The organism is Avibacterium avium (genome assembly GCF_900454535.1).
Classification (GTDB): domain Bacteria; phylum Pseudomonadota; class Gammaproteobacteria; order Enterobacterales; family Pasteurellaceae; genus Avibacterium; species Avibacterium avium.
The window spans coordinates 276,414-296,006 of record NZ_UGSP01000001.1; the positions used below are offsets into that span (position 1 = coordinate 276,414).

The following is a 19,593-nucleotide window of genomic DNA, read 5'->3' on the forward strand; positions in this document are numbered from 1 at the left end:
AATTTATGTTTTACCTTTTTGTGACTACTTGCCACCGTGTACGACAATGCTTACACGACGGTTTGGTTGGTTACAAGCTTGACGCTCTTTCGCATTTCTTGGGAAACGCGCTTTACAATCAGCAATTAACGGTTCGCTTTCACCACGACCTTCAGCTGTAATTAAGCTTGCATCTACACCACCTGCAGCTAATGCTTTTTTCACTGTCGCTGCACGTTTAAGAGAAAGTTTTTGGTTATAAGCCGCACTTCCTTCTGGATCGGTATGACCAACCACTGTAACATCACTGATTTTTTCTTTAATTTGTTTAATCTCTGCAGCAACAGCTGAAACTTCTTGTTTGCCTTGTGGCAACATATTCGCATAATCAGAACGATTGAATTTGAATAATGCTGATGCTTCAAGATTAAATTTTCTCAATACTTTTGAGCATTCTTTCAAGTGTTCAACACGAGAAAGTGTATGTGTTTGCTCTGGGATGTTTTTAAGCTCTTCTCTTGCTTGTTGTTCATCCACTTGAACGAGCGTTGGTTTACCATTAGCGTTTGTTACTTTAAAGAAAGAAACTTGGTTTACTGCTAGATCATAGAAGTTACCATCATGTTCTTTCGCATAATAACCTGGATCGCGGTGAGTAAATTCACTGTAAAGTTTTTGGTTTTCTGCACAAACTGTTTCTTGACGGTAGGCATTCGGTTGTAACGACGCTAAATATTCACTGTTAATGTAAACATTCACCGTTGGTCCATCAATTGCATCTGCTTGACGATAAATCACAACAGAAGAACGCCCTTCTGGAACCACGTTGCTATATGGTACATTCTTTGTATCAACCCAATTTAATTTTTGAGTTGTACATCCTGCAACTGCAAGAGGGAGCAATACCAAAGCGAGTTGTTGATATTTAAATCTCATAAAATTGAACTCCTATTCATCAAAAATATAGTATGTATGCTACACAAAGATGAACAATGAAAGACGATTTGATTTAATAAAAATTAAATCAAAAGAAATTCCTTTTTCCATCGAAAATAAACTATTAACAAAATCATCTTCACGCAAAATGCAGCAGACCGATTTTCTAATCAGTTGCTTTATGCTAATAATTTTTAGGATGTACTCAAGAAACACCACTGACAAGACCAATAGCTTTAGCGTTTAGCGTTTAGCGTTTAGCGTTTAGCGTTTAGCGTTTAGCGTTTAGCGTTTAGCGTTTAGCGTTTAGCGTTTAGCGTTTAGTATTGTCCTTTTAAGGGATCAGCTCAAGCACTTAATCAGCTTAAGCAGTTAAATTGATAATTATCGGTTCGTTAGGTTTTCATTAAATAAAGAAAGTTACTACCCAAAACTCATCCTTGAAGAAATTACCAATATCCCTTCTTCAAATATAAAAAACTGTTTTTTGTTAGACAGTTTCTTTTTTGTTATTCATAATCTGTAAAGATTACTTGCCAAATTGCACACAATACGCACAATTATGACCCTGCCATTATAACGGACGGGGGGAGAGAAAGTCATCACTTTTATTTGGTATTTTCTATCAATTTTCCTTGATGAAGATCAAATTTTTGTAAATTTACCTTACTAATCGATCATTTCACATACAGTAATTTACTTTTCGTGCAAATAACCCACTTAATCCAATCGAATTTGAACCTTTCAGCAAGATTAAATCCTTCTCTTTAATGAGGGTTGGCAAGGCAGCTTTCAACTGTCCCACATCATCAAATACAGAAAAACTGTATTTCGATTTAGATAAAACCGGTGCAGCCATTCGACTTACACTTTTTCCTACTAACACAATATGGCGAACCTTCATTTCACTCAGCCATTCACCAAGCTGTTGGTGATATTTATCGCTATCTGTTCCCAACTCCAGCATATCCCCAATAATCAGTAGTTTATGTTTAATTGGTCGCGTAATCTGTGCAAAATTATCCAATGCAGCAGACATAGAAAGCGGATTTGCATTGTAAGCATCATCAATCACTTCAATATCAAAACCATTAAATTTAGTTTTAAATCGCTCATTTCTGCCTGATACTGGTGAGAAAGAAGATAGTCCAGCAAGGATTTTTTTCATATCAAGCTGAAAATAATGAGCAATCGCCAAAATTGTCATTGCATTTAGCACAAAATGCTTACCACTTACGGCTAATTTCACTTTAACTGTTTTACCATCAGGGAAAACGATTTCAGATGCTCTTTTACTATAAGTCATTAACTTCACATCAGCCTGTGAATGCTCACCATAAGTTAGCACCTTCAATCCTTTGGCTTCTGCTAAGGGTGCAATTAAATCAAATTGTGGAATATCTCGACAGATCACCGCAACTTGTCCTGCTTTCATAGACTCAAAAATGCGGGCTTTTTTAAGCGCAATATTTTCTACTGTATGATGATATTCAAGATGAGCGGGCGCGATATTAGTAATAATGGCAATATCAGGCTGCACCAATTGGCTATTAAGACTCATATTGCCAATCGCCATTTCTAATATCCAAAAATCATCGCGCTGATCCATTGATGCCATATTCCACGCAATTCCTATCGGTAAATTGGCACTGGATAGCGTCTGCTCAGCTTGTCCAATTTGTTTTAAGGTGTGGGAAAGCATAAAAACTGTACTCGTTTTACCCGCACTTCCTGTTACACCAATCACTTTACCTTTAAAGGCTTTTCTTGATGCCGAACCAATATCCAGCACCGCACGGCGAACATCTTTAACTAATAGCACTGGCGCATCGGTGGTATAAACTGCATTCTCATCATCAGTAATAACGCCCGCGGCTTCTCTTCTTAATAATGAATTAATGCTCACTCTAGGTAAGTATCCCTGCGTCATTCCTTTACCACGTTCAACCAATAAATGATGTGGTTTAAAACTTTTCGGCCACGCGCAAAGTCCATTAGCAAACCAACCTGCTTTTGGTTCAACAATCCAACGTCCATTGGTGATTTTCGGTAAGGTTATCTTATTTAACACATTAGGAGCCTCATTATCTGCATCTGCTTCTTTTGTTAGACTTGCTGGATATTTACCACTTACCAGAATTTCTCTATATCCCACTAATCCTGATAAATAATGCTCTACATCATCAATGCGCACTCGGAAAGCGTGGTGACGAATAAAAAAGCCATGCAAAATTCGCTGCGGATTTTTGAAATACATTGCTACTTCAGGATAGAAGAAACCATTAATTAGATATTTTGCTCGATTATGTAAAGCTTGATAGAACACGGACACATCAAAATCTGCCAACACTTCATCTTTATATTCAGGGAACTCATCGAGTTTCAATAGCATTTTGTGAAAGGCGACTGAAAGTTCAAGCAACGTAGGGAAAGTGGTGATACGATTGTTGATAAAACTCACATAACCATCAATATTTCTTACCGCAAAGGCAAAGTATTTCTTCTCTGGCAGGTATTTAACCAACTCATTAGAACAATAAGATAACCAGTGATCGTGTGCTTTTTCATGTTTATTTTCAATAAAATAATCAAATGCCTTAACGACACAATCGAGCCAACGGGGATCTTTATCCATTCCATAAAGACGCATTAAACCAAACGCCGCTTCCCCATCATAATAAATAATGCGATTTTCTTCTTTTACTGACAAATCCTCGGCATTGAGAACATGCACAAACCCACCGTTAGCTTTCTGCATCGCCAAAATGCCACAAGCTAATTTTTCACAAAGCGCAAGATATTGTTGCTTACGCGAAGTGGTCGGGAATACGGTCAAATACTTAACCAAAGCCAAAATGGCCACTGCATTTGCCCCTAATTTGATTTCATTTCCCGTATCAACAACATAAGCTTTATCCGCATAATCTCGAATTGACTGTGTAATTAAATAATCCAATGCCTTATCTATTTGCGCTTTCACCTCTGCAAAGAATTTTTCATCAACATTCTGATCGCTGCTCTGTGCTTGCTGATAATAGGATTCATAGCCCTCTAACATTGCATAAGTACTACTCGCGTGACGCAATGTATTGTAAGTCGGGATCACTCGGTCAAAGCAAGGGAAATAACCATATTCATAAATACCATTTTCTTTCACTTGCTTAGATAAATAATGGGTAGATAACTGGATTAATTGTTCAACTTGTGGAAGTTCAAAACTCGCAACTTTACGATGCCCTTGATAACGCGGCTGAGTATCTAGCGTGTAATATTTTGCTTGTTCCACATCAATGAAAAAACCTGCCGTTTGAAACACAATCATTTTTTCATCGGGCAAAAATGCTGGCATCTGACTACTTCCGTGACGTGCCTTAATATAACGCACTAAATTGTCTTGATTTACGCAAGCAGAAGTTACATCTGCCCCTGAATATAAACAAGCATTAGCATTTAACTCCATTTCAGTTAAAAGCAACCAAGGCTCACGTTTGCCTTCAAAGGCAATCCCTGCACGGAAATAATTACGTTTATAACGTGATAAATCCTTGTTAAATTTATCCCATTCCGTCAAATTACCATTTAATGCCCATTCCACGCGGATATATTTAATTGGATACTCAAATTTATTTTGCAACAAAGAAATATTCGCTTGCACCTTATCAGCCAACGCATCTGCACTTAAGGCAGATATATCCAGCCATATTGTCTTAACCTTTGCTCTTACCGTACCATCGCTCACAGACAAAATAAGCACCTGCGATAAAGGATTTGCTGCATCGTAAATTCGGTTACGTTTCACTTCATTACAAACATCTAGCACCAATTGTTTCATCTTATGTTCCTTAAAAATAACTTTCGATAAAAATTGTATCTCACAATTTCATTTGCTGAAAACACTATATACAAATCTCATCAAAAAAGAATAAAAGTGCGGTAATTTTTAGTGGAATTTTTATCGTAAGAAAAGAAATGATGCAACGACACCATTAAGATAAAAGCAAAAAAGTAGGAAACCATTTCCTACTTTTTTATTGCCTTGCAATTATTTTATCACTAACGCTGCAGCACCTTTTACGCCAGCGGAATCAAGCAGTTGGCTTGGTTTGATTTGCAGGTTTTGTAGGGATACGCCTAAGGCATAGTGCGGTAGGAATTTTTGTACTTTTTCGATGATGAAATCGGCGGATTTTGCGACTCCACCAGCCAGTACAATAAGTTCAGGATTAAAAATATTAATCAGCACGCCTAAGCCGTAAGCCAAATATTTTGCGAAGCTATCCACCACTTGCAGCGCGAGATGATCACCTTTTTTGGCGTATTCAAAAATATGATGTGCTTGTAGAGAATCTAAATCCGTGGAAAAACGTTGGAAAAATTCACCGCACTTTTGTTTATCCATTTCAGGCGCGGAAAGAAGTTTTTTAGCTTCTCGTACTAATCCCGGGGCAGAGGTGTAGGTTTCCAAGCAGCCTGTTAAACCGCAGCCGCACTTCATTCCTTGTTCGTTCACCATAATATGGCCAAATTCGCCCGCGCAGCCGCCCGAACCAGACAACACCTTGCCGTTTAGTAAAATGCCTGAAGCAATGCCCGTGCCAATTGGTACAACGATAAGATTTTCTACGCCTTGCCCTGCGCCGAATAAATGTTCACCCAAGGTGATGGCGCGTACATCGTTTTCCACCACCACATTTTTGTGAGAAATTTCTTCCATTAATTGCTTGGCATTGAAATCATTGCCCCAAGAAAAATTGGCCGCGATTTTAACGATCGCTTGATCCACCACTGGGCCTGGAATTCCCAAGCCGATGCCTACTAATTGTGCTTCTGAAAGCTGATGTTGCGCAAGCAAATCTAAAATGGTCTGCCAAATGCGAGAAAAAGTAGCTCTTGCCCCTTGTTGAGATAAAGTCGGAATGCTCTGTTCTGCGAGAATATTAAAATGGTTGTCTAAAATGCCGATTTTTGTGTTTGTGCCGCCAATGTCCACGCCTGCGTAATATTTCATCATCAACTCCATTTATTTCAGTAGCCAGAAAATGCATTATTAACATACGCTATTTAAGCGGAAAAAACTATGATAAATATCATAGAGATAGCGTGATAAGGATCACAATTTTGACTGAAATAATGCCTGTTGCACAGCCTGAGGCACAAGTTCACTCACATCGCCGCCGTGTAGATGAATTTCTCGCACGATGGTGGAAGAAACAAAGGCCCATTTTTCGCTAGGTGGGAAAAATAAACTTTCCACGCCTTGTCCATTTTCATTTTTGGTTAATAAGCGGTTTAGGCTGGCGAGTTGCAGTTCGTATTCAAAATCGGTGGTGGTTCGCACGCCGCGGATAATGGCGTTAATGTGTTTTTCTTGCACCACCTTAGCCAACAGATCGGCAAAGCCAAATACTTCCACATTGGGTAAGTGAGCGACCGCTTGCTGTGCAATTTTCACTCTAGTGTCTAAATCAAACAAAGGCTTTTTGCTTGGACTGGCAGCGATGGCAACAAAAACTTTGGAAAAAAGCACCGCGCTTCGTTCAATAATATCTAAATGCCCGTTGGTGATGGGATCAAAGGTGCCGGGGTAAATTACGGTTGTCATTTTTTCTCCTTTAAGTTCTGCTATGGCGTTCAGGCAAAATTCTGTGTTTATGGGGCTTCTAAATAAGGTTGAAGTAAATCGAGCAAACGTTGTAAAGCACCGCGATTTTCTAATAAAACGCCGTAGCCCGCTTTCCCTGTGCGTTCACGCAAGGCAGAAGAATTTAGCAAAATTTCCACCGCTCTTGCGATGGCTGCAGCATTATTATTCACTTCAACAAAGCCCTGAACTTCCATTAAATTGCGGTAAACTTCGGGGAAATTGAAGGTATATTTACCACTCACCACAGGAATTTGGAAAGCGAGCGGTTCAAGGGGATTATGTCCGCCTCGTTTCACTAAACTGCCCCCTACAAAGGCGACATCGGCCAAGGCGTACATTAACATTAGCTCACCCATTGTATCACCTAGCACCACTTGGGTATCAGCTTGTGGCGCACGATTTTCACTGCGGCGCACAAAGGTAAAATGCTGTTTTTCAATTTGCTCCGCCACTTCGTTAAAACGTTCTGGGTGGCGTGGCACGAGAATCAGCAATAAATCGGGAAAGGTTTGTAATAATAAACGGTGACTTTCTAAAATCAGGCTTTCTTCACCTTCGTGAGTGCTGGCGGCAACCCACACAGGGCGTTGTTGTTTCCATTGGGCTTTGAGCTTTTCGGCTTCAGTAAGTAAGCTCTCACTTAGCACTAAATCATATTTAATATTGCCTGTGAGTTTGAGCTTTTCTGGATCGTAACCCAGTTTGAGATAACGCTGTCCGCTGATGTTATCCTGCGGCGCGATCAGGCTGATTTTACTTAAAATGGCTTGGATATAACTTTCCAGCCAACCATAACGTTTTGCTGATCGGGCTGACAAACGGGCGTTGGCGATAATAAACGGAATGTGCTGTTTGTGTAGCTGATAAATTAAATTTGGCCAAATCTCAGTTTCGATGACAATGCAGACTTTCGGTTGAATGAAACGAACAAAGCGTTTAATCGCCCCAGGTAAGTCGTAAGGCAAATAAAAATGGCTGACTTGATCACCAAAAGCAGCTTTGACGCGCTCAGAGCCTGTTGGCGTAACGGTAGTAAGCGTAATGGATAATTCAGGGTAACGGCGTTGAATCGCTTTGACCAAAGGGGTGGCTGCAATCACTTCCCCAACGGACGCTGCGTGGATTAGCACGCCATTCGGTTTTGGCGGGGTTTGCGTGGCACGATAAATGCCATAACGCTCCAAAATCCGCTGACGATAAGCCGGCGCTTTTAGGCTACGTAACAAAATAAATAGCCAAATCAGCGGTTGAACAAGATACATTATGCAAGTGTAAATTCTGTGCCACATAGCCGTTTCTTCATTAAGCCAAAAAATTGAGAAATTTGCCCCGCACTTTATTCATACACCTTGGCAAGATAAAGTGCGGTGGAATTTCGCGAAGTTTTTATTTGATTGATTGTTCAATAATTCCGCCGCCAAGGCAAATTTCCCCTTGGTAGAATACGGCAGATTGCCCTGGGGTTACTGCGATTTGCGGTTCATCAAAACGCACTTCAATGCTGTCATCATTAAGGGGAATGATTTGGCAAGGAATATCTGTTTGACGATAACGGGTTTTCACCGTGCAACGCAGGGGTTCGCGAATGGGTTGGCGATCTACCCAGTGCAACTGTTGCGCGATTAATCCACTGGAAAGCAAGGCGGAATTATCCAAGCCCTGAGCAACTACTAACACATTGTTAGTGAGATCTTTTTCCACTACATACCACGCATTTTCCGCTTTGCCTTTCACGCCGCCAATGCCTAGGCCTTTGCGTTGCCCTAAGGTGTGATACATCAAACCTTGGTGGCGTCCGATGACTTCGCCCTCGGTGGTTTTGATGTCCCCTGGTTGCGCAGGCAAATAACGCGCCAAGAAATCTTTGAATTTACGTTCGCCGATAAAACAAATGCCGGTGGAATCTTTTTTCTTCGCGGTAACCAAGCCTAAATCTTCTGCAATGGCTCGCACCACGGGCTTTTCAATATCGCCCACAGGAAACAGACTTTGCGCCACTTGGCTTTCACTTAAAGTATAAAGGAAATAGCTTTGGTCTTTGTTAGGATCTAAACCACGCAATAATTGCGCTTTACCATTGTGATCACGGCGGCGCACATAATGCCCTGTGGCGATATAATCCGCCCCCAGATCTTCGGCGGCATATTCCAAAAAGGCTTTAAACTTGATTTCTTTGTTGCACAGAATATCAGGGTTTGGCGTGCGGCCAGCTTTGTATTCCGCTAAAAAATGTTCAAAAACATTGTCCCAATATTCAGCGGCAAAATTGATTTTATGTAATTTGATGCCGAGCTTGTCGCATACCGCTTGTGCGTCCGCCAAATCTGCGGCAGCGGTGCAGTAATCGGTATCATCGTCTTCTTCCCAGTTTTTCATAAACAAGCCTTCCACTTGGTAGCCTTGTTGTTGAAGAATAAAGGCAGAAACGGAAGAATCCACGCCACCAGACATTCCACAAATCACTTTAATTTTGCTGTTTTCTGCACGTTGGCTTTCGCTTAATGCAGGGAAATATTGTTCATAAGTTTTTGATTTCATCATAATTTTTTCAAATTTTTAACCGCACTTTGGTTATTCAGAAATTATTTTACTTCGTAGAAATTCGTTTCGCTTTTGTTGAAGCGATCTAATTCTGATGCGTCCACTTCGCCTTTTTCCACTTTGGCTTTTAAGTTATCGCAAGGCTCATCGCAATCGCATACTTTCTTTAAGCCAAGAGAAGAAATCCCCCCGCAGCTGCCTGAAATGGATTTACGTTTAATGATATAGCCGATGGACATCGCTAAAATCACCGCAAGGAAAAAGCCGAAAGTAATAAAAAACAGTTCCATTTTTTCACCTTTATGGATTGATTAATTGTTTAAATGCGGAAGACATTTTTACTTCAAAACCACTTTCTGTTTTGATGATTAAATATACCGCTAATTGTTGCTGCTCCGCCACTTTGAGCGCTTCATCTTCACCGAGTACAAACAAGCCTGTGGATAAGCCGTCTGCCGTCATTGATGAGGGATCAAGCACGGTGATTGACGCCAAATGATGCTGAATTGGGCGACCTGTTTGCGGATTAATTTCGTGAGAATAACGCACACCATTTTCTTCAAAATAAATGCGATAATCGCCTGAAGTTGCCATTGCCAGATTGTGTAAACCGACCACTTGTTCCACGCTTCTTGAACCGTCCGTAGTAGGTTTTTCAATGGCAATTTGCCAAGGCTTGTTTTCGCTGTTGTTGCCTTTAGCACGGATTTCGCCGCCAATTTCCACCATATAGTTGCCAACGTGCAAACTTTCAAGATAGTCCGCTACTTGATCAACACCAAAGCCTTTGGCGATGGAAGATAAATCTACATAAAGTTCTGGCACAGCTTTTTCTAAGTAAAATTTGCCCGCACTTTCGCTCAGTGTTAATTTTTCAATGCCTACCCACGCACGGCGTTCATCAAGCTGTTGCTGGGTTGGGGCTTTTTCCACGCGTTTTTCTGGGCCGAATCCCCATAGGTTCACCAATGGGCCTACGGTAACATCTAATGCGCCTTGTGTAACCTTATTTAAGCGAATGGCTTCACCTATCACTTTGGCCAGATCCGCAGAAATTTCAATCGGGGTATTCACCGCGCGGTTTTGGTTAAAACGGCTTAATTCAGAAGTGGGAATATAGGTGGACATTTTGTCATTCACGTCTTTTAAGATTTTTTCCACCCCTTCGTGGGTATCCGCTGCCGATTGGGTTGCTTCTGCGGTGATGTATTTAATGTGGTAAGTAGTTCCCATTGTTTTACCGCTTAAGGTAACAATTTCGGGATCTTTTTGGCAGGCGGTTAGGCTACTCACCAAGAGTAAGGCGATGGCCCAGCCGTAAACCGTTTTGACTTTTCTTAACATAAATCTATCGCTAATTTTTCTGTGGCTAAAAATGGCTAAAGCGGTCAGAAATCTGACCGCTCTTTTTCTTTATTTAACAGCGTTATCAACCGCCAAAGTCATCTAATAAGATGTTTTCGTCTTCAACACCTAAGTCTTTGAGCATTTTGATTACTGCTGCATTCATCACTGGAGGCCCACACATATAGTATTCACAGTCTTCTGGTGCTTCGTGATTTTTCAGATAGTTTTCATAAAGCACATTGTGGATAAAGCCTGTGTAGCCGTCCCAATTATCTTCTGGCAATGGATCAGAAAGTGCCACGTGCCATTTGAAGTTGTCGTTTTCTGCTTGTAGGGTATCGAAATCTTCTACATAGAACATTTCACGTTTTGAACGTGCCCCATACCAGAATGACATTTTACGTTTTGATTTCAAACGTTTTAATTGGTCGAAGATATGTGAACGCATTGGTGCCATACCTGCCCCCCCACCGATAAATACCATTTCTGCATCAGTATCTTTCGCGAAGAATTCACCGAATGGACCAGAAATAGTTACTTTATCACCCGGTTTTAATGACCAAATATAAGAGGACATTTGACCCGGTGGTGCATCTGGGTTGCTTGGTGGTGGCGTTGCAATACGCACGTTAAGCATAATGATGCCCTTCTCTTCTGGGTATGAAGCCATTGAGTAAGCGCGCACAATTGGCTCGTCCACTTTTGAAACATAACGCCATAGGTTATATTTATCCCAGTCTTCGTGGTATTCTTGTGGAATATCGAAGTCTTTGTAATAAACCGTATGTGGATCTGCTTCAATTTGGATATAACCACCCGCACGGAATGGCACTTCTTCCCCTTCAGGAATTTGTAATTTAAGCTCTTTGATGAAGGTTGCTTTGTTGTCGTTAGAAATAACGGTACATTCCCATTTTTTCACGCCGAACACTTCTTCAGGTAATTCAATTTGCATATTGGTTTTAACATTTACCTGACAAGCTAGACGATAACCTTCTTTTGCTTCACGTTTTGAAATGTGAGAAAGTTCTGTTGGTAGAATATCACCACCGCCCTCAGTTACTTTCACCACACATTGACCACAAGAGCCGCCGCCCCCGCAAGCTGAAGATACGAAAATCCCTTTGCTTGCTAATGCGCCTAATAATTTTCCACCTGCTGGCAAGTGAATGGCTTTGCTTGGATCGTGATTGATTTCAATAGTAATGTCCCCTGAGTTTACGAGTTTAGATTTAGCAAACAAGATAATTGCTGCTAACGCTAAAACCACCACAGTGAACATTGCAATACCTAAAATAATTTCCATTTAGTATCCCCTTCTTATAACTGAATACCTGAAAATGACATAAAGCCAAGCGCCATTAGACCTACGGTGATAAAGGTGATCCCTAAACCACGCAAGCCTGCTGGAATATCAGCATATTTCATTTTTTCAGTTAAACCGGCAAGTGCCACGATAGCAAGCATCCAACCTGTTCCTGCACCGATACCATAAACCACAGATTCAGCAAGGTTGTATTCACGTTGCACCATAAAAGATACCCCACCGAAAATCGCACAGTTTACGGTGATTAACGGTAAGAAGATCCCTAATGCGTTATAAAGTGCGGGGAAAAATTTGTCCAAAACCATTTCTAGGATTTGTACTAATGCCGCAATCACACCGATGAAGGTGATAAAGCGTAAGAAACTTAAATCTACGCCTTCTACTAACGCACCATCTTTTAAGATGTGAGTATAAACAATTTGGTTTGCTGGTACGGCGATACCTAATACTACGATTACCGCGATCCCTAAACCAAAGGCTGTTGAAACTTTCTTTGAAACCGCAAGGAATGTACACATACCAAGGAAGAAAGAAAGTGCCATATTTTCAATAAAAATGGACTTAACAAATAGACTTAAATAGTGTTCCATCTTATTTCTCCACTTGCTCTGGTTTCCAAGTTCTTAAGCCCCAAATTAAGAAGCCGATAATAAAGAACGCACTTGGTGCAAGTAAGGCTAAACCATTTGCTTGATACCAACCACCGTCTTGGATAGTTTGTAACACGGTAATGCCAAATACTTTACCCGAACCAATTAATTCACGTAAAAATGCGACAATGATTAGGATCACACCATAACCGATACCGTTACCTAAACCATCAACAAAACTTGCCAATGGTGGCTCTTTCATTGCAAATGCTTCTGCGCGCCCCATTACGATACAGTTGGTAATGATTAAGCCAACGAATACCGAAAGCTGTTTAGATAACTCATAAGCATAGGCTTGCAACACTTGGTCCACAAGGGTTACTAATGATGCAATGATCGCCATTTGCACGATAATACGGATACTATTTGGAATATAGTTACGGATACAAGAAATAAAGAAACTTGAAAATGCCGTTACTAAACTTACTGCGATTGCCATTACCACCGCAGTTTCTAATTTTGTCGTTACCGCAAGTGCTGAACAGATCCCCAAAATTTGCAATGCAATTGGGTTGTTGTTCACGATTGGAGATAACAATAATTTTTTCATATTTGCATTAGCCATTAGTTAGCCTCCGCTCTAAGTTTGTCTAAATACGGGCCAAAACCATCGCGACCAAACCAGTAATCAAAAGAACCTTGTACCCCTTTTGTAGTTAAAGTTGCACCAGATAAACCATCGATACCGTGTTCTTTATCTGCTGAAGCACCTTTGCCAATTTTAATCGCTACTTGATCTTGAGCATTAAAGAGTTTTTTACCCACAAAGTATTTCTGCCAGTTTGGATTGGCGATTTCGCCCCCTAAACCTGCGGTTTCACCTTGTTCATAGTAAGTAATCCCTTTAATGGTATTTGCATCTGGCGCAACAGACACAAAGCCATACATCACAGACCACAATCCTGTACCATAAATTGGTAACACGATTTGTGAGGTTTTGCCTTGTGCATCTTTCACTAAATAAACCTCAGCATATTTCGCCCGCACTTTAATGCCAGCTTTATCTTCTTCAGGTTTAATTGCTACGCTTTCAGCAGGATCTTTTACCGCAACACGCGCATCAAAGTTTTTGATGTCGCTCACATAATCACCCGTTGCAAGATCCACAATTTTCGGCTCAATGTTTTCTGCATAAAGGGCTTTAATTTCCGCACCTTTTGCTTTAGCGGGTAATAATCCTGCTACACTGAGAATGTTTTTCTGTTTATCTAATAATTTTTGCTCATTTTGCGTCGGTTTCAAACCTACTGCCGCACTTGCTACGATAATTGAGCAAACTAAGCTGACTAAAACAACAACAAGGATTGTTCCGCCAACACTATCTTTATTAAACTTAGCCATTGCGCGCTCTCCGACGTTTGATATTTGCTTGAACAACCAGATAGTCAAAAATTGGGGCAAATAAGTTAGCTAATAAGATAGCTAACATCATTCCTTCTGGATAAGCTGGATTAACCACACGAATAATCACCGCCATTGCACCAATTAATGCACCGTACCACCATTTACCTTTGTTGGTGAATGAGGCTGATACTGGGTCAGTTGCCATAAATAACATACCTAAAGCAAAACCACCCAATACTAAGTGCCAATGCCAAGGCATTGAGAATAATGGGTTGGTGTCTGAACCAATCACATTAAATAGGGTAGAAGTAGCAATCATACCGATCATCACACCGGCGATAATACGCCAAGAGGCAATGCGTGCGAACACAATCACCGCCGCACCAATTAATAATGCAAGGGTAGAAACTTCACCGATTGAACCTGGGATATTCCCTAAGAATGCGTCCATCCATTGAATTGGCTGACCTGTGGTTACTTGTTTTAATGCACCTTGACCGCCTGTTGCCCATTGTGAAAGTGCAGTTGCGCCAGAGAAACCATCAGCTGCGATCCATACCGAATCCCCTGAGATTTGTGCTGGATAAGCAAAGAATAAAAACGCACGACCTGCTAATGCTGGGTTCATAAAGTTTTTACCTACACCACCAAACACTTCTTTGGCCACCACAACCCCAAACGTTGTCGCTAACGCCGCTTGCCATAATGGCAATGTTGGCGGAACGATAAGGGCTAATAAAATAGAGGTTACGAAGAAACCTTCGTTAATTTCGTGTTTACGCACTGTGGCAAATAACACTTCCCAGAAACCGCCCACAAGGAATACGGTTAAATAAATTGGTAGGAAGAAAATTGCACCTAATGCCATTTTTGCTAGCACGCCAGCATCTTGTGAAACCAATCCTAATGCGTTGGCTAAAGCAAAATGCCAGTCATTGGCCACATTTTGTGCCAAGTTCTGTGCAAAATCGCCCACTTTTAATGCAAGGATAGATTGCTCACCTACATTAAACATACCGTAGAACATTGCTGGGAATAATGCCAACCACACTAATACCATCATACGTTTAGAATCTAACGCATCACGGACGTGAGAAGCTTTCGCCGTTACCGTACCTGGCGTGTATAAGAAAGTTGCCGTTGCTTCATAAAGGGCATACCACTTCTCATATTTACCACCCGGTAAAAAAGCAGGTTCCATTTTCTCTAAAAGATGTTTTAAACCCATTTTTAACCTTCCTTCTCGATCTTATCTAAGGCTGCACGCAGCATTGGACCGTAATCATTTTTACCTGGGCAAACGAACGTACAAAGTGCTAAATCTTCTTCGTCTAACTCTAAGCAACCTAATGCTTGAGCGCTGTCCGTATCGCCTGCACTTAAATCACGCAATAATAATGTCGGGATAATATCTAATGGCATCACACGCTCATAAGCACCGATTGGCACCATTGCACGGTGTCCACCATTAAGTGCGGTGGTAAAATTGAATAATTTGTGTCCGAAATGACCTAACACAGTACGGGTGATAGAGTATTTGTTCGCCCCTGGCATAATCCAACCGAGGAACTCTTTCTCACGACCTTCTGCAATCACAGAAACCTGTAACGCATAACGTCCTAAATAATCTACCGCACCTTCCGCTTTATGACCGCTTAACACGGAACCTGAGATAATACGGTTTTCACCTTCTTTTAATTCGCCTTTAGTTAACTGGGCTAAGTTAGCGCCAAGCTGAGTGCGAATTAAACGCGGATTTTTCACTTGTGGACCTGCCAATGAGATCACACGGCCATTATAAAGTTCACCCGTGGTAAATAGGCGACCAAATGCGATCACATCTTGATAATTCAAATACCAAACCGTTTTCGTTGCACTAACCGGATCGATAAAGTGAATATGCGTACCGCTTAAGCCCGCAGGGTGTGGGCCACCAAAATCGTGTACGGCTAAATTTGGTAAATCCACCGTTGGGATATTGCTATCACCCGCTTTACATAAATGCAATTTGCCTTCGTGTAAACGGCTTAACACGGTTAAACCATTGGTGAAATCTTCCCAATGGGCTTTTAACACCACTTCAGGATCAGCGGCTAATGGATTGGTATCCATTGCATTAACAAAAATTGAAGATGGCACAGCATCAACAGCAGGCACTTTACTGAATGGACGAGTACGAAGTGCTGTCCAAAGCCCTGACGCTTGTAGGTTTTGACGAACTTGCTCGGAAGTTAAACTTTTAAGCTCATCGGCGGAATATTTGTTAAAGGTAACCTGATCATCACCTTCGATTTGAATCACTACTGATTGCAACACACGCTTAGCACCGCGATTAATCGCAGTTACAGTACCACTTGCAGGGGCAGTGAATAATACGCCGGGGTTCTTTTTATCTTCAAAAAGCACCTGACCTTTTTTCACCACATCACCTTCGCGCACCTTCATTGAAGGACGCATTCCCACATACTCTTCGCCAAGCAAGGCAACTTCAGTAACGGCATTGCCGTTATGGATTACTTGTTCTGGCTTCCCAGCGATAGGAAGATCCAAGCCTTTTTTAATCGTAATCATATTGTATGCACTACTTTTCGTTAGATTAAAAATATAGCTATCGCAAGATAAAACTCAATGCGATAACCTCGTCTTGAGTAATGATTTTTGCTTAATTATCAACGATGAATGCAAACACATCGCAACAATGTCCACTCCAACCACATAAATTTAAAACTCAAATTCTGTTTAGATTTTATACCACTTACTAAATCCAATAAGCGATATAAGTTAAAATTTTGATACAAGTCAGCTGGTTATTTTAACCAATTAATAACGTTCGTGCTACTTTGAAGGGCGGTTTTTCCAATATTTTAGAAAAAAAGACCGCTGTTTTTGTGGAAAATCAATTTTTGCTGAATATTATGAATTTACACTACCTTTTATTAGGTATGGATTATTGTCCAACCCCTAAACAATTTGGTGATTTCGGAAACTGCTGCTCCAAGGCTTGCCATTCATCTAAGGTATAAGTATGCAACGCCAAAGCGTGAATGCCATTTTTCAATTCTTCCGCTAATAATTGATACAGCATTTGGTGGCGTGCAACCTTTCTCACCCCATTAAACGCATCACTCACTAGCACCACTTTAAAATGCGAATCCGCACCGCGCCCTGAGCTGTGCATATGGCTTTCATTTTCAATATGTAAAAAGTGCGGTGCAAATTTTTGCGAAATTTTTTGTTCTAAAACTTGTTGAACACCCATTATCCTTTCCTTCTTTTTATAAACTAACACAATAAAAATTTGCTTTTGCAAAGACTATACATTCATACTGAAGTTTGCAAGAATAGCCGTATCTTTTTTATTCGCGAGGAAATGACTATGCGTTTTGCTAAACTCTCTCTGATCACTTTATTTTCAACTACATTCCTGTTATCTGCTTGTCAAACTCCGCCAAGCAACACGTTACACTTTAGCCCTTCAAGCCCTGTTGTACAATTTAACGCAGCCAACCAACAAGCAGTGCTGAATATCCTTACCCGTGATGTTCGTCAGCACAAAGAGATTTCTAGCTATGTTTATGATGGTAAAATCTTTAAATTGATGGCACAGCCTGAAGTCATTCAACTTTTTGATCAAGTCATCAAACAAGATCTCAATGCCAAAGGCTTTAAAATTGCACAAACGCCTGCGCAATCAAATACCAATGTCATTTTGAGTATCACGCATTTTTATGCAGATGTCGATCAAGGAAACCTACGCTATAAAATCACCAGCAATGTACAGGTGAATGTACAAGTGCAAGGTGCAAAAGGGCAATTTAGCAAAAATATTGGATCAACCCAAAGCCAAGAAGGGGCATTTACAGCGAAAAATGAAAATATTCAAAATGTATTAGGCAAAACCTTTGAAGAAGTGGTGCAACGCATTTATCAAGATCAAGAAATTGCCAATGCAATCAACCGTTATGCCAACTAATTTGTCTTAAATAAAATTAAAATTTGGAATCTAACGCACAATTTTTGAAAAATCTGATAAATTTTTCTTGATACTGTATATGAATACAGTTATATTGTGCGGCAGTTTCGTTTTGATAATGAATTTAAGAGGACAAGCAAAATGGCGAAAGAAGATAAAGCAAAAAAAGGTGAGAAAGTGCAAATTACCAATCAAGAAGAAAAACAAAAAGCCCTTGCTGCGGCGTTAGGTCAAATTGAAAAACAATTTGGTAAAGGTTCAATTATGAAATTAGGGGAAACCCAAGATTTGGATATTGAATCTATTTCTACAGGTTCACTGGGATTAGACATTGCCTTAGGTATCGGCGGCTTACCAATGGGGCGTATCGTAGAAATTTACGGGCCAGAATCTTCAGGGAAAACTACATTAACCCTTTCTGTTATTGCACAAGCACAAAAATTAGGCAAAACCTGTGCCTTTATTGATGCGGAACACGCCTTAGATCCAATTTATGCGGCAAAACTTGGCGTTGATGTTAAAGAATTGCTTGTTTCTCAGCCTGACAACGGTGAAGAAGCATTAGAAATCTGTGATGCGTTGGTACGTTCTGGCGCGATTGACGTGGTGATTGTGGACTCCGTAGCCGCCCTTACGCCAAAAGCAGAAATTGAAGGAGATATGGGTGATGCGCACGTTGGTTTACAAGCGCGTTTAATGTCACAAGCCCTGCGTAAGCTCACTGGACAAATCAAAAACTCAAACTGCTTGGTGATTTTCATCAACCAAATTCGTATGAAAATTGGCGTAATGTTTGGTAACCCAGAAACCACCACTGGCGGTAATGCCTTGAAATTCTATTCTTCAGTGCGTTTAGATATTCGCCGTGTAGGTGCGGTTAAAAATGGTGATGAAATCATTGGTAACGAAACCCGTGTGAAAGTGGTGAAAAACAAAGTTGCCCCACCATTCCGTCAAGTTGATTTCCAAATTCTTTACGGTGAAGGCATTTCACGCAATGGTGAATTAATTGAATTGGGTGTAAAACATAAATTAGTTGATAAATCTGGTGCGTGGTTCTCTTATAACGGTGAAAAAATAGGTCAAGGCAAAGCCAATGCAATGAAATGGTTAGCTGAACACCCTGAACAAGCCGAAGAATTAGAAAATAAATTACGCGAAGAGCTTTTAGCAAATCCAGACAAATCTCTCATTGCCGATATTGAAGCGGATCAAAATGAAGAGATCGCAGAAATGGATTCTGAATTTTAATCCCTTTGATTAAATCATCTCTAAAAAGTGCGGTAATTTTTGACCGCACTTTTTCTAACAGCAATTTAGGAATCAATGAGAAAAAATGGCATCATTGGCATTAAATTATGTGGTGAACTTGCTCTCCCGCCGCGAATATAGTGAATATGAATTGCGTTGCAAAATGCAAGAAAAAGCCTTTACAGAAGCTGAAATTGAACAGGCTTTAGCGCTTTGTCAGGAAAAAAACTGGCAAAGTGATCGCCGTTTTACAGAAAATTATTTACATTACCGATCACAAAAAGGCTATGGACTGAATCGAATTAAACAAGAGCTTTTTCAACTTAAAGGTATTTCTTCAGAGGTCGTAGAAGACGTATTAGCAGAAATGGACATTGATTGGTTTGAGATTGCGCATTCTGTGTTACGCAAAAAATTCCCCAATTATGCACAAGAGCAAGATTTCAAAATGAAACAAAAAATCTGGCGCTATATGCTTTCACATGGCTTTCAAAGTGAAGAATTTGCCGATTTAGTCGGCTCGGGTGAAAACGAGTTTTATTAAGACACAACATTTACCCCCCCTTTCTTTAGATATGCTTTCCAAGGCTTTCCACAAAAT

General features: G+C 40.6%; 18 protein-coding genes. 3 read left to right on the forward strand and 15 right to left on the reverse strand.

Annotated features, from left to right (window positions below):
* Nucleotides 1-24: 24 nt before the first annotated feature.
* The 15 genes from DYC50_RS01390 to DYC50_RS01460 form a co-directional block, all read right to left on the reverse strand.
* The gene (locus DYC50_RS01390; protein WP_115248707.1) at nucleotides 25-915 is read right to left on the reverse strand and encodes an OmpA family protein; all 891 of its coding nucleotides are present in this window, start codon (nucleotides 913-915) and stop codon (nucleotides 25-27) included.
* A gap of 682 nt (nucleotides 916-1,597) precedes the next feature.
* Nucleotides 1,598-4,747: a UDP-N-acetylmuramoyl-tripeptide--D-alanyl-D-alanine ligase gene (locus DYC50_RS01395; protein ID WP_115248708.1), complete on the reverse strand. Its 3,150-nt coding sequence runs from the start codon at nucleotides 4,745-4,747 to the stop codon at nucleotides 1,598-1,600.
* A gap of 210 nt (nucleotides 4,748-4,957) precedes the next feature.
* The gene (locus DYC50_RS01400) at nucleotides 4,958-5,926 is read right to left on the reverse strand and encodes an ROK family protein (protein ID WP_245934858.1); all 969 of its coding nucleotides are present in this window, start codon (nucleotides 5,924-5,926) and stop codon (nucleotides 4,958-4,960) included.
* Nucleotides 5,927-6,025: 99 nt separating this feature from the next.
* Nucleotides 6,026-6,517, reverse strand: coding sequence for a pantetheine-phosphate adenylyltransferase (coaD, locus tag DYC50_RS01405; RefSeq protein WP_115248710.1), 492 nt, complete (start codon nucleotides 6,515-6,517; stop codon nucleotides 6,026-6,028).
* 47 nt (nucleotides 6,518-6,564) lie between these two features.
* Nucleotides 6,565-7,848, reverse strand: coding sequence for a lipid IV(A) 3-deoxy-D-manno-octulosonic acid transferase (waaA, locus tag DYC50_RS01410; RefSeq protein WP_115248711.1), 1,284 nt, complete (start codon nucleotides 7,846-7,848; stop codon nucleotides 6,565-6,567).
* A gap of 97 nt (nucleotides 7,849-7,945) precedes the next feature.
* Nucleotides 7,946-9,097 carry a tRNA 2-thiouridine(34) synthase MnmA gene (mnmA, locus tag DYC50_RS01415; protein WP_115250133.1) on the reverse strand — a complete coding sequence of 384 codons (1,152 nt, stop codon included), beginning with the start codon at nucleotides 9,095-9,097 and terminating at the stop codon, nucleotides 7,946-7,948.
* Between the two features lie 44 nt (nucleotides 9,098-9,141).
* Complete coding sequence (nqrM, locus tag DYC50_RS01420; protein WP_115248712.1) at nucleotides 9,142-9,390, reverse strand: (Na+)-NQR maturation NqrM; 249 nt, start codon at nucleotides 9,388-9,390, stop codon at nucleotides 9,142-9,144.
* Nucleotides 9,391-9,400: 10 nt separating this feature from the next.
* A complete protein-coding gene (locus DYC50_RS01425; RefSeq protein ID WP_115248713.1) occupies nucleotides 9,401-10,444 on the reverse strand; it encodes an FAD:protein FMN transferase in 1,044 nt (347 codons plus the stop codon).
* Between the two features lie 85 nt (nucleotides 10,445-10,529).
* Nucleotides 10,530-11,753, reverse strand: coding sequence for an NADH:ubiquinone reductase (Na(+)-transporting) subunit F (nqrF, locus tag DYC50_RS01430; RefSeq protein ID WP_115248714.1), 1,224 nt, complete (start codon nucleotides 11,751-11,753; stop codon nucleotides 10,530-10,532).
* A gap of 14 nt (nucleotides 11,754-11,767) precedes the next feature.
* Complete coding sequence (gene nqrE, locus DYC50_RS01435; RefSeq protein WP_013745915.1) at nucleotides 11,768-12,364, reverse strand: NADH:ubiquinone reductase (Na(+)-transporting) subunit E; 597 nt, start codon at nucleotides 12,362-12,364, stop codon at nucleotides 11,768-11,770.
* 1 nt (nucleotide 12,365) lies between these two features.
* Nucleotides 12,366-12,989: an NADH:ubiquinone reductase (Na(+)-transporting) subunit D gene (locus DYC50_RS01440; RefSeq protein ID WP_103854399.1), complete on the reverse strand. Its 624-nt coding sequence runs from the start codon at nucleotides 12,987-12,989 to the stop codon at nucleotides 12,366-12,368.
* Nucleotides 12,989-13,765: a Na(+)-translocating NADH-quinone reductase subunit C gene (locus DYC50_RS01445; RefSeq protein WP_103854398.1), complete on the reverse strand. Its 777-nt coding sequence runs from the start codon at nucleotides 13,763-13,765 to the stop codon at nucleotides 12,989-12,991. Before DYC50_RS01445 ends, DYC50_RS01440 begins: the two co-directional genes overlap by 1 nt.
* Nucleotides 13,758-14,996, reverse strand: a complete 1,239-nt coding sequence (locus tag DYC50_RS01450; protein WP_103854397.1) for an NADH:ubiquinone reductase (Na(+)-transporting) subunit B — start codon at nucleotides 14,994-14,996, stop codon at nucleotides 13,758-13,760. The genes DYC50_RS01445 and DYC50_RS01450 overlap by 8 nt, the downstream gene beginning before the upstream one ends.
* 2 nt (nucleotides 14,997-14,998) lie before the next feature.
* The gene (locus DYC50_RS01455) at nucleotides 14,999-16,339 is read right to left on the reverse strand and encodes a Na(+)-translocating NADH-quinone reductase subunit A (RefSeq protein WP_103854861.1); all 1,341 of its coding nucleotides are present in this window, start codon (nucleotides 16,337-16,339) and stop codon (nucleotides 14,999-15,001) included.
* 376 nt (nucleotides 16,340-16,715) lie between these two features.
* The gene (locus DYC50_RS01460) at nucleotides 16,716-17,027 is read right to left on the reverse strand and encodes a BolA family protein (protein ID WP_115248715.1); all 312 of its coding nucleotides are present in this window, start codon (nucleotides 17,025-17,027) and stop codon (nucleotides 16,716-16,718) included.
* A gap of 111 nt (nucleotides 17,028-17,138) precedes the next feature.
* Here DYC50_RS01460 and DYC50_RS01465 point away from each other — a divergent pair, with 111 nt between their 5' ends.
* The 3 genes from DYC50_RS01465 to recX all read left to right on the forward strand — a co-directional run bounded on the left by DYC50_RS01465 (nucleotide 17,139) and on the right by recX (nucleotide 19,536).
* A complete protein-coding gene (locus DYC50_RS01465) occupies nucleotides 17,139-17,741 on the forward strand; it encodes a YajG family lipoprotein (protein ID WP_416086320.1) in 603 nt (200 codons plus the stop codon).
* A gap of 183 nt (nucleotides 17,742-17,924) precedes the next feature.
* On the forward strand, nucleotides 17,925-18,992 hold the full coding sequence (gene recA, locus DYC50_RS01470) for a recombinase RecA (protein WP_115250134.1): 1,068 nt from the start codon (nucleotides 17,925-17,927) through the stop codon (nucleotides 18,990-18,992).
* An 85-nt stretch (nucleotides 18,993-19,077) separates the two neighbouring features.
* Nucleotides 19,078-19,536 (forward strand): recombination regulator RecX, encoded by a 459-nt coding sequence (gene recX, locus DYC50_RS01475; RefSeq protein ID WP_115248717.1) that lies wholly within the window; start codon nucleotides 19,078-19,080, stop codon nucleotides 19,534-19,536.
* Nucleotides 19,537-19,593 lie beyond the last annotated feature (57 nt).

Coding starts and splice junctions, on each gene's coding strand:
- DYC50_RS01390 (WP_115248707.1), bottom strand. CDS start 915: ATGAGATTTAAATATCAACAACTCGCTTTGGTATTGCTCCCTCTTGCA.
- DYC50_RS01395 (WP_115248708.1), bottom strand. CDS start 4,747: ATGAAACAATTGGTGCTAGATGTTTGTAATGAAGTGAAACGTAACCGA.
- DYC50_RS01400 (WP_245934858.1), bottom strand. CDS start 5,926: ATGATGAAATATTACGCAGGCGTGGACATTGGCGGCACAAACACAAAA.
- coaD (WP_115248710.1), bottom strand. CDS start 6,517: ATGACAACCGTAATTTACCCCGGCACCTTTGATCCCATCACCAACGGG.
- waaA (WP_115248711.1), bottom strand. CDS start 7,848: ATGTGGCACAGAATTTACACTTGCATAATGTATCTTGTTCAACCGCTG.
- mnmA (WP_115250133.1), bottom strand. CDS start 9,097: ATGAAATCAAAAACTTATGAACAATATTTCCCTGCATTAAGCGAAAGC.
- nqrM (WP_115248712.1), bottom strand. CDS start 9,390: ATGGAACTGTTTTTTATTACTTTCGGCTTTTTCCTTGCGGTGATTTTA.
- DYC50_RS01425 (WP_115248713.1), bottom strand. CDS start 10,444: ATGTTAAGAAAAGTCAAAACGGTTTACGGCTGGGCCATCGCCTTACTC.
- nqrF (WP_115248714.1), bottom strand. CDS start 11,753: ATGGAAATTATTTTAGGTATTGCAATGTTCACTGTGGTGGTTTTAGCG.
- nqrE (WP_013745915.1), bottom strand. CDS start 12,364: ATGGAACACTATTTAAGTCTATTTGTTAAGTCCATTTTTATTGAAAAT.
- DYC50_RS01440 (WP_103854399.1), bottom strand. CDS start 12,989: ATGGCTAATGCAAATATGAAAAAATTATTGTTATCTCCAATCGTGAAC.
- DYC50_RS01445 (WP_103854398.1), bottom strand. CDS start 13,765: ATGGCTAAGTTTAATAAAGATAGTGTTGGCGGAACAATCCTTGTTGTT.
- DYC50_RS01450 (WP_103854397.1), bottom strand. CDS start 14,996: ATGGGTTTAAAACATCTTTTAGAGAAAATGGAACCTGCTTTTTTACCG.
- DYC50_RS01455 (WP_103854861.1), bottom strand. CDS start 16,339: ATGATTACGATTAAAAAAGGCTTGGATCTTCCTATCGCTGGGAAGCCA.
- DYC50_RS01460 (WP_115248715.1), bottom strand. CDS start 17,027: ATGGGTGTTCAACAAGTTTTAGAACAAAAAATTTCGCAAAAATTTGCA.
- DYC50_RS01465 (WP_416086320.1), top strand. CDS start 17,139: ATGACTATGCGTTTTGCTAAACTCTCTCTGATCACTTTATTTTCAACT.
- recX (WP_115248717.1), top strand. CDS start 19,078: ATGGCATCATTGGCATTAAATTATGTGGTGAACTTGCTCTCCCGCCGC.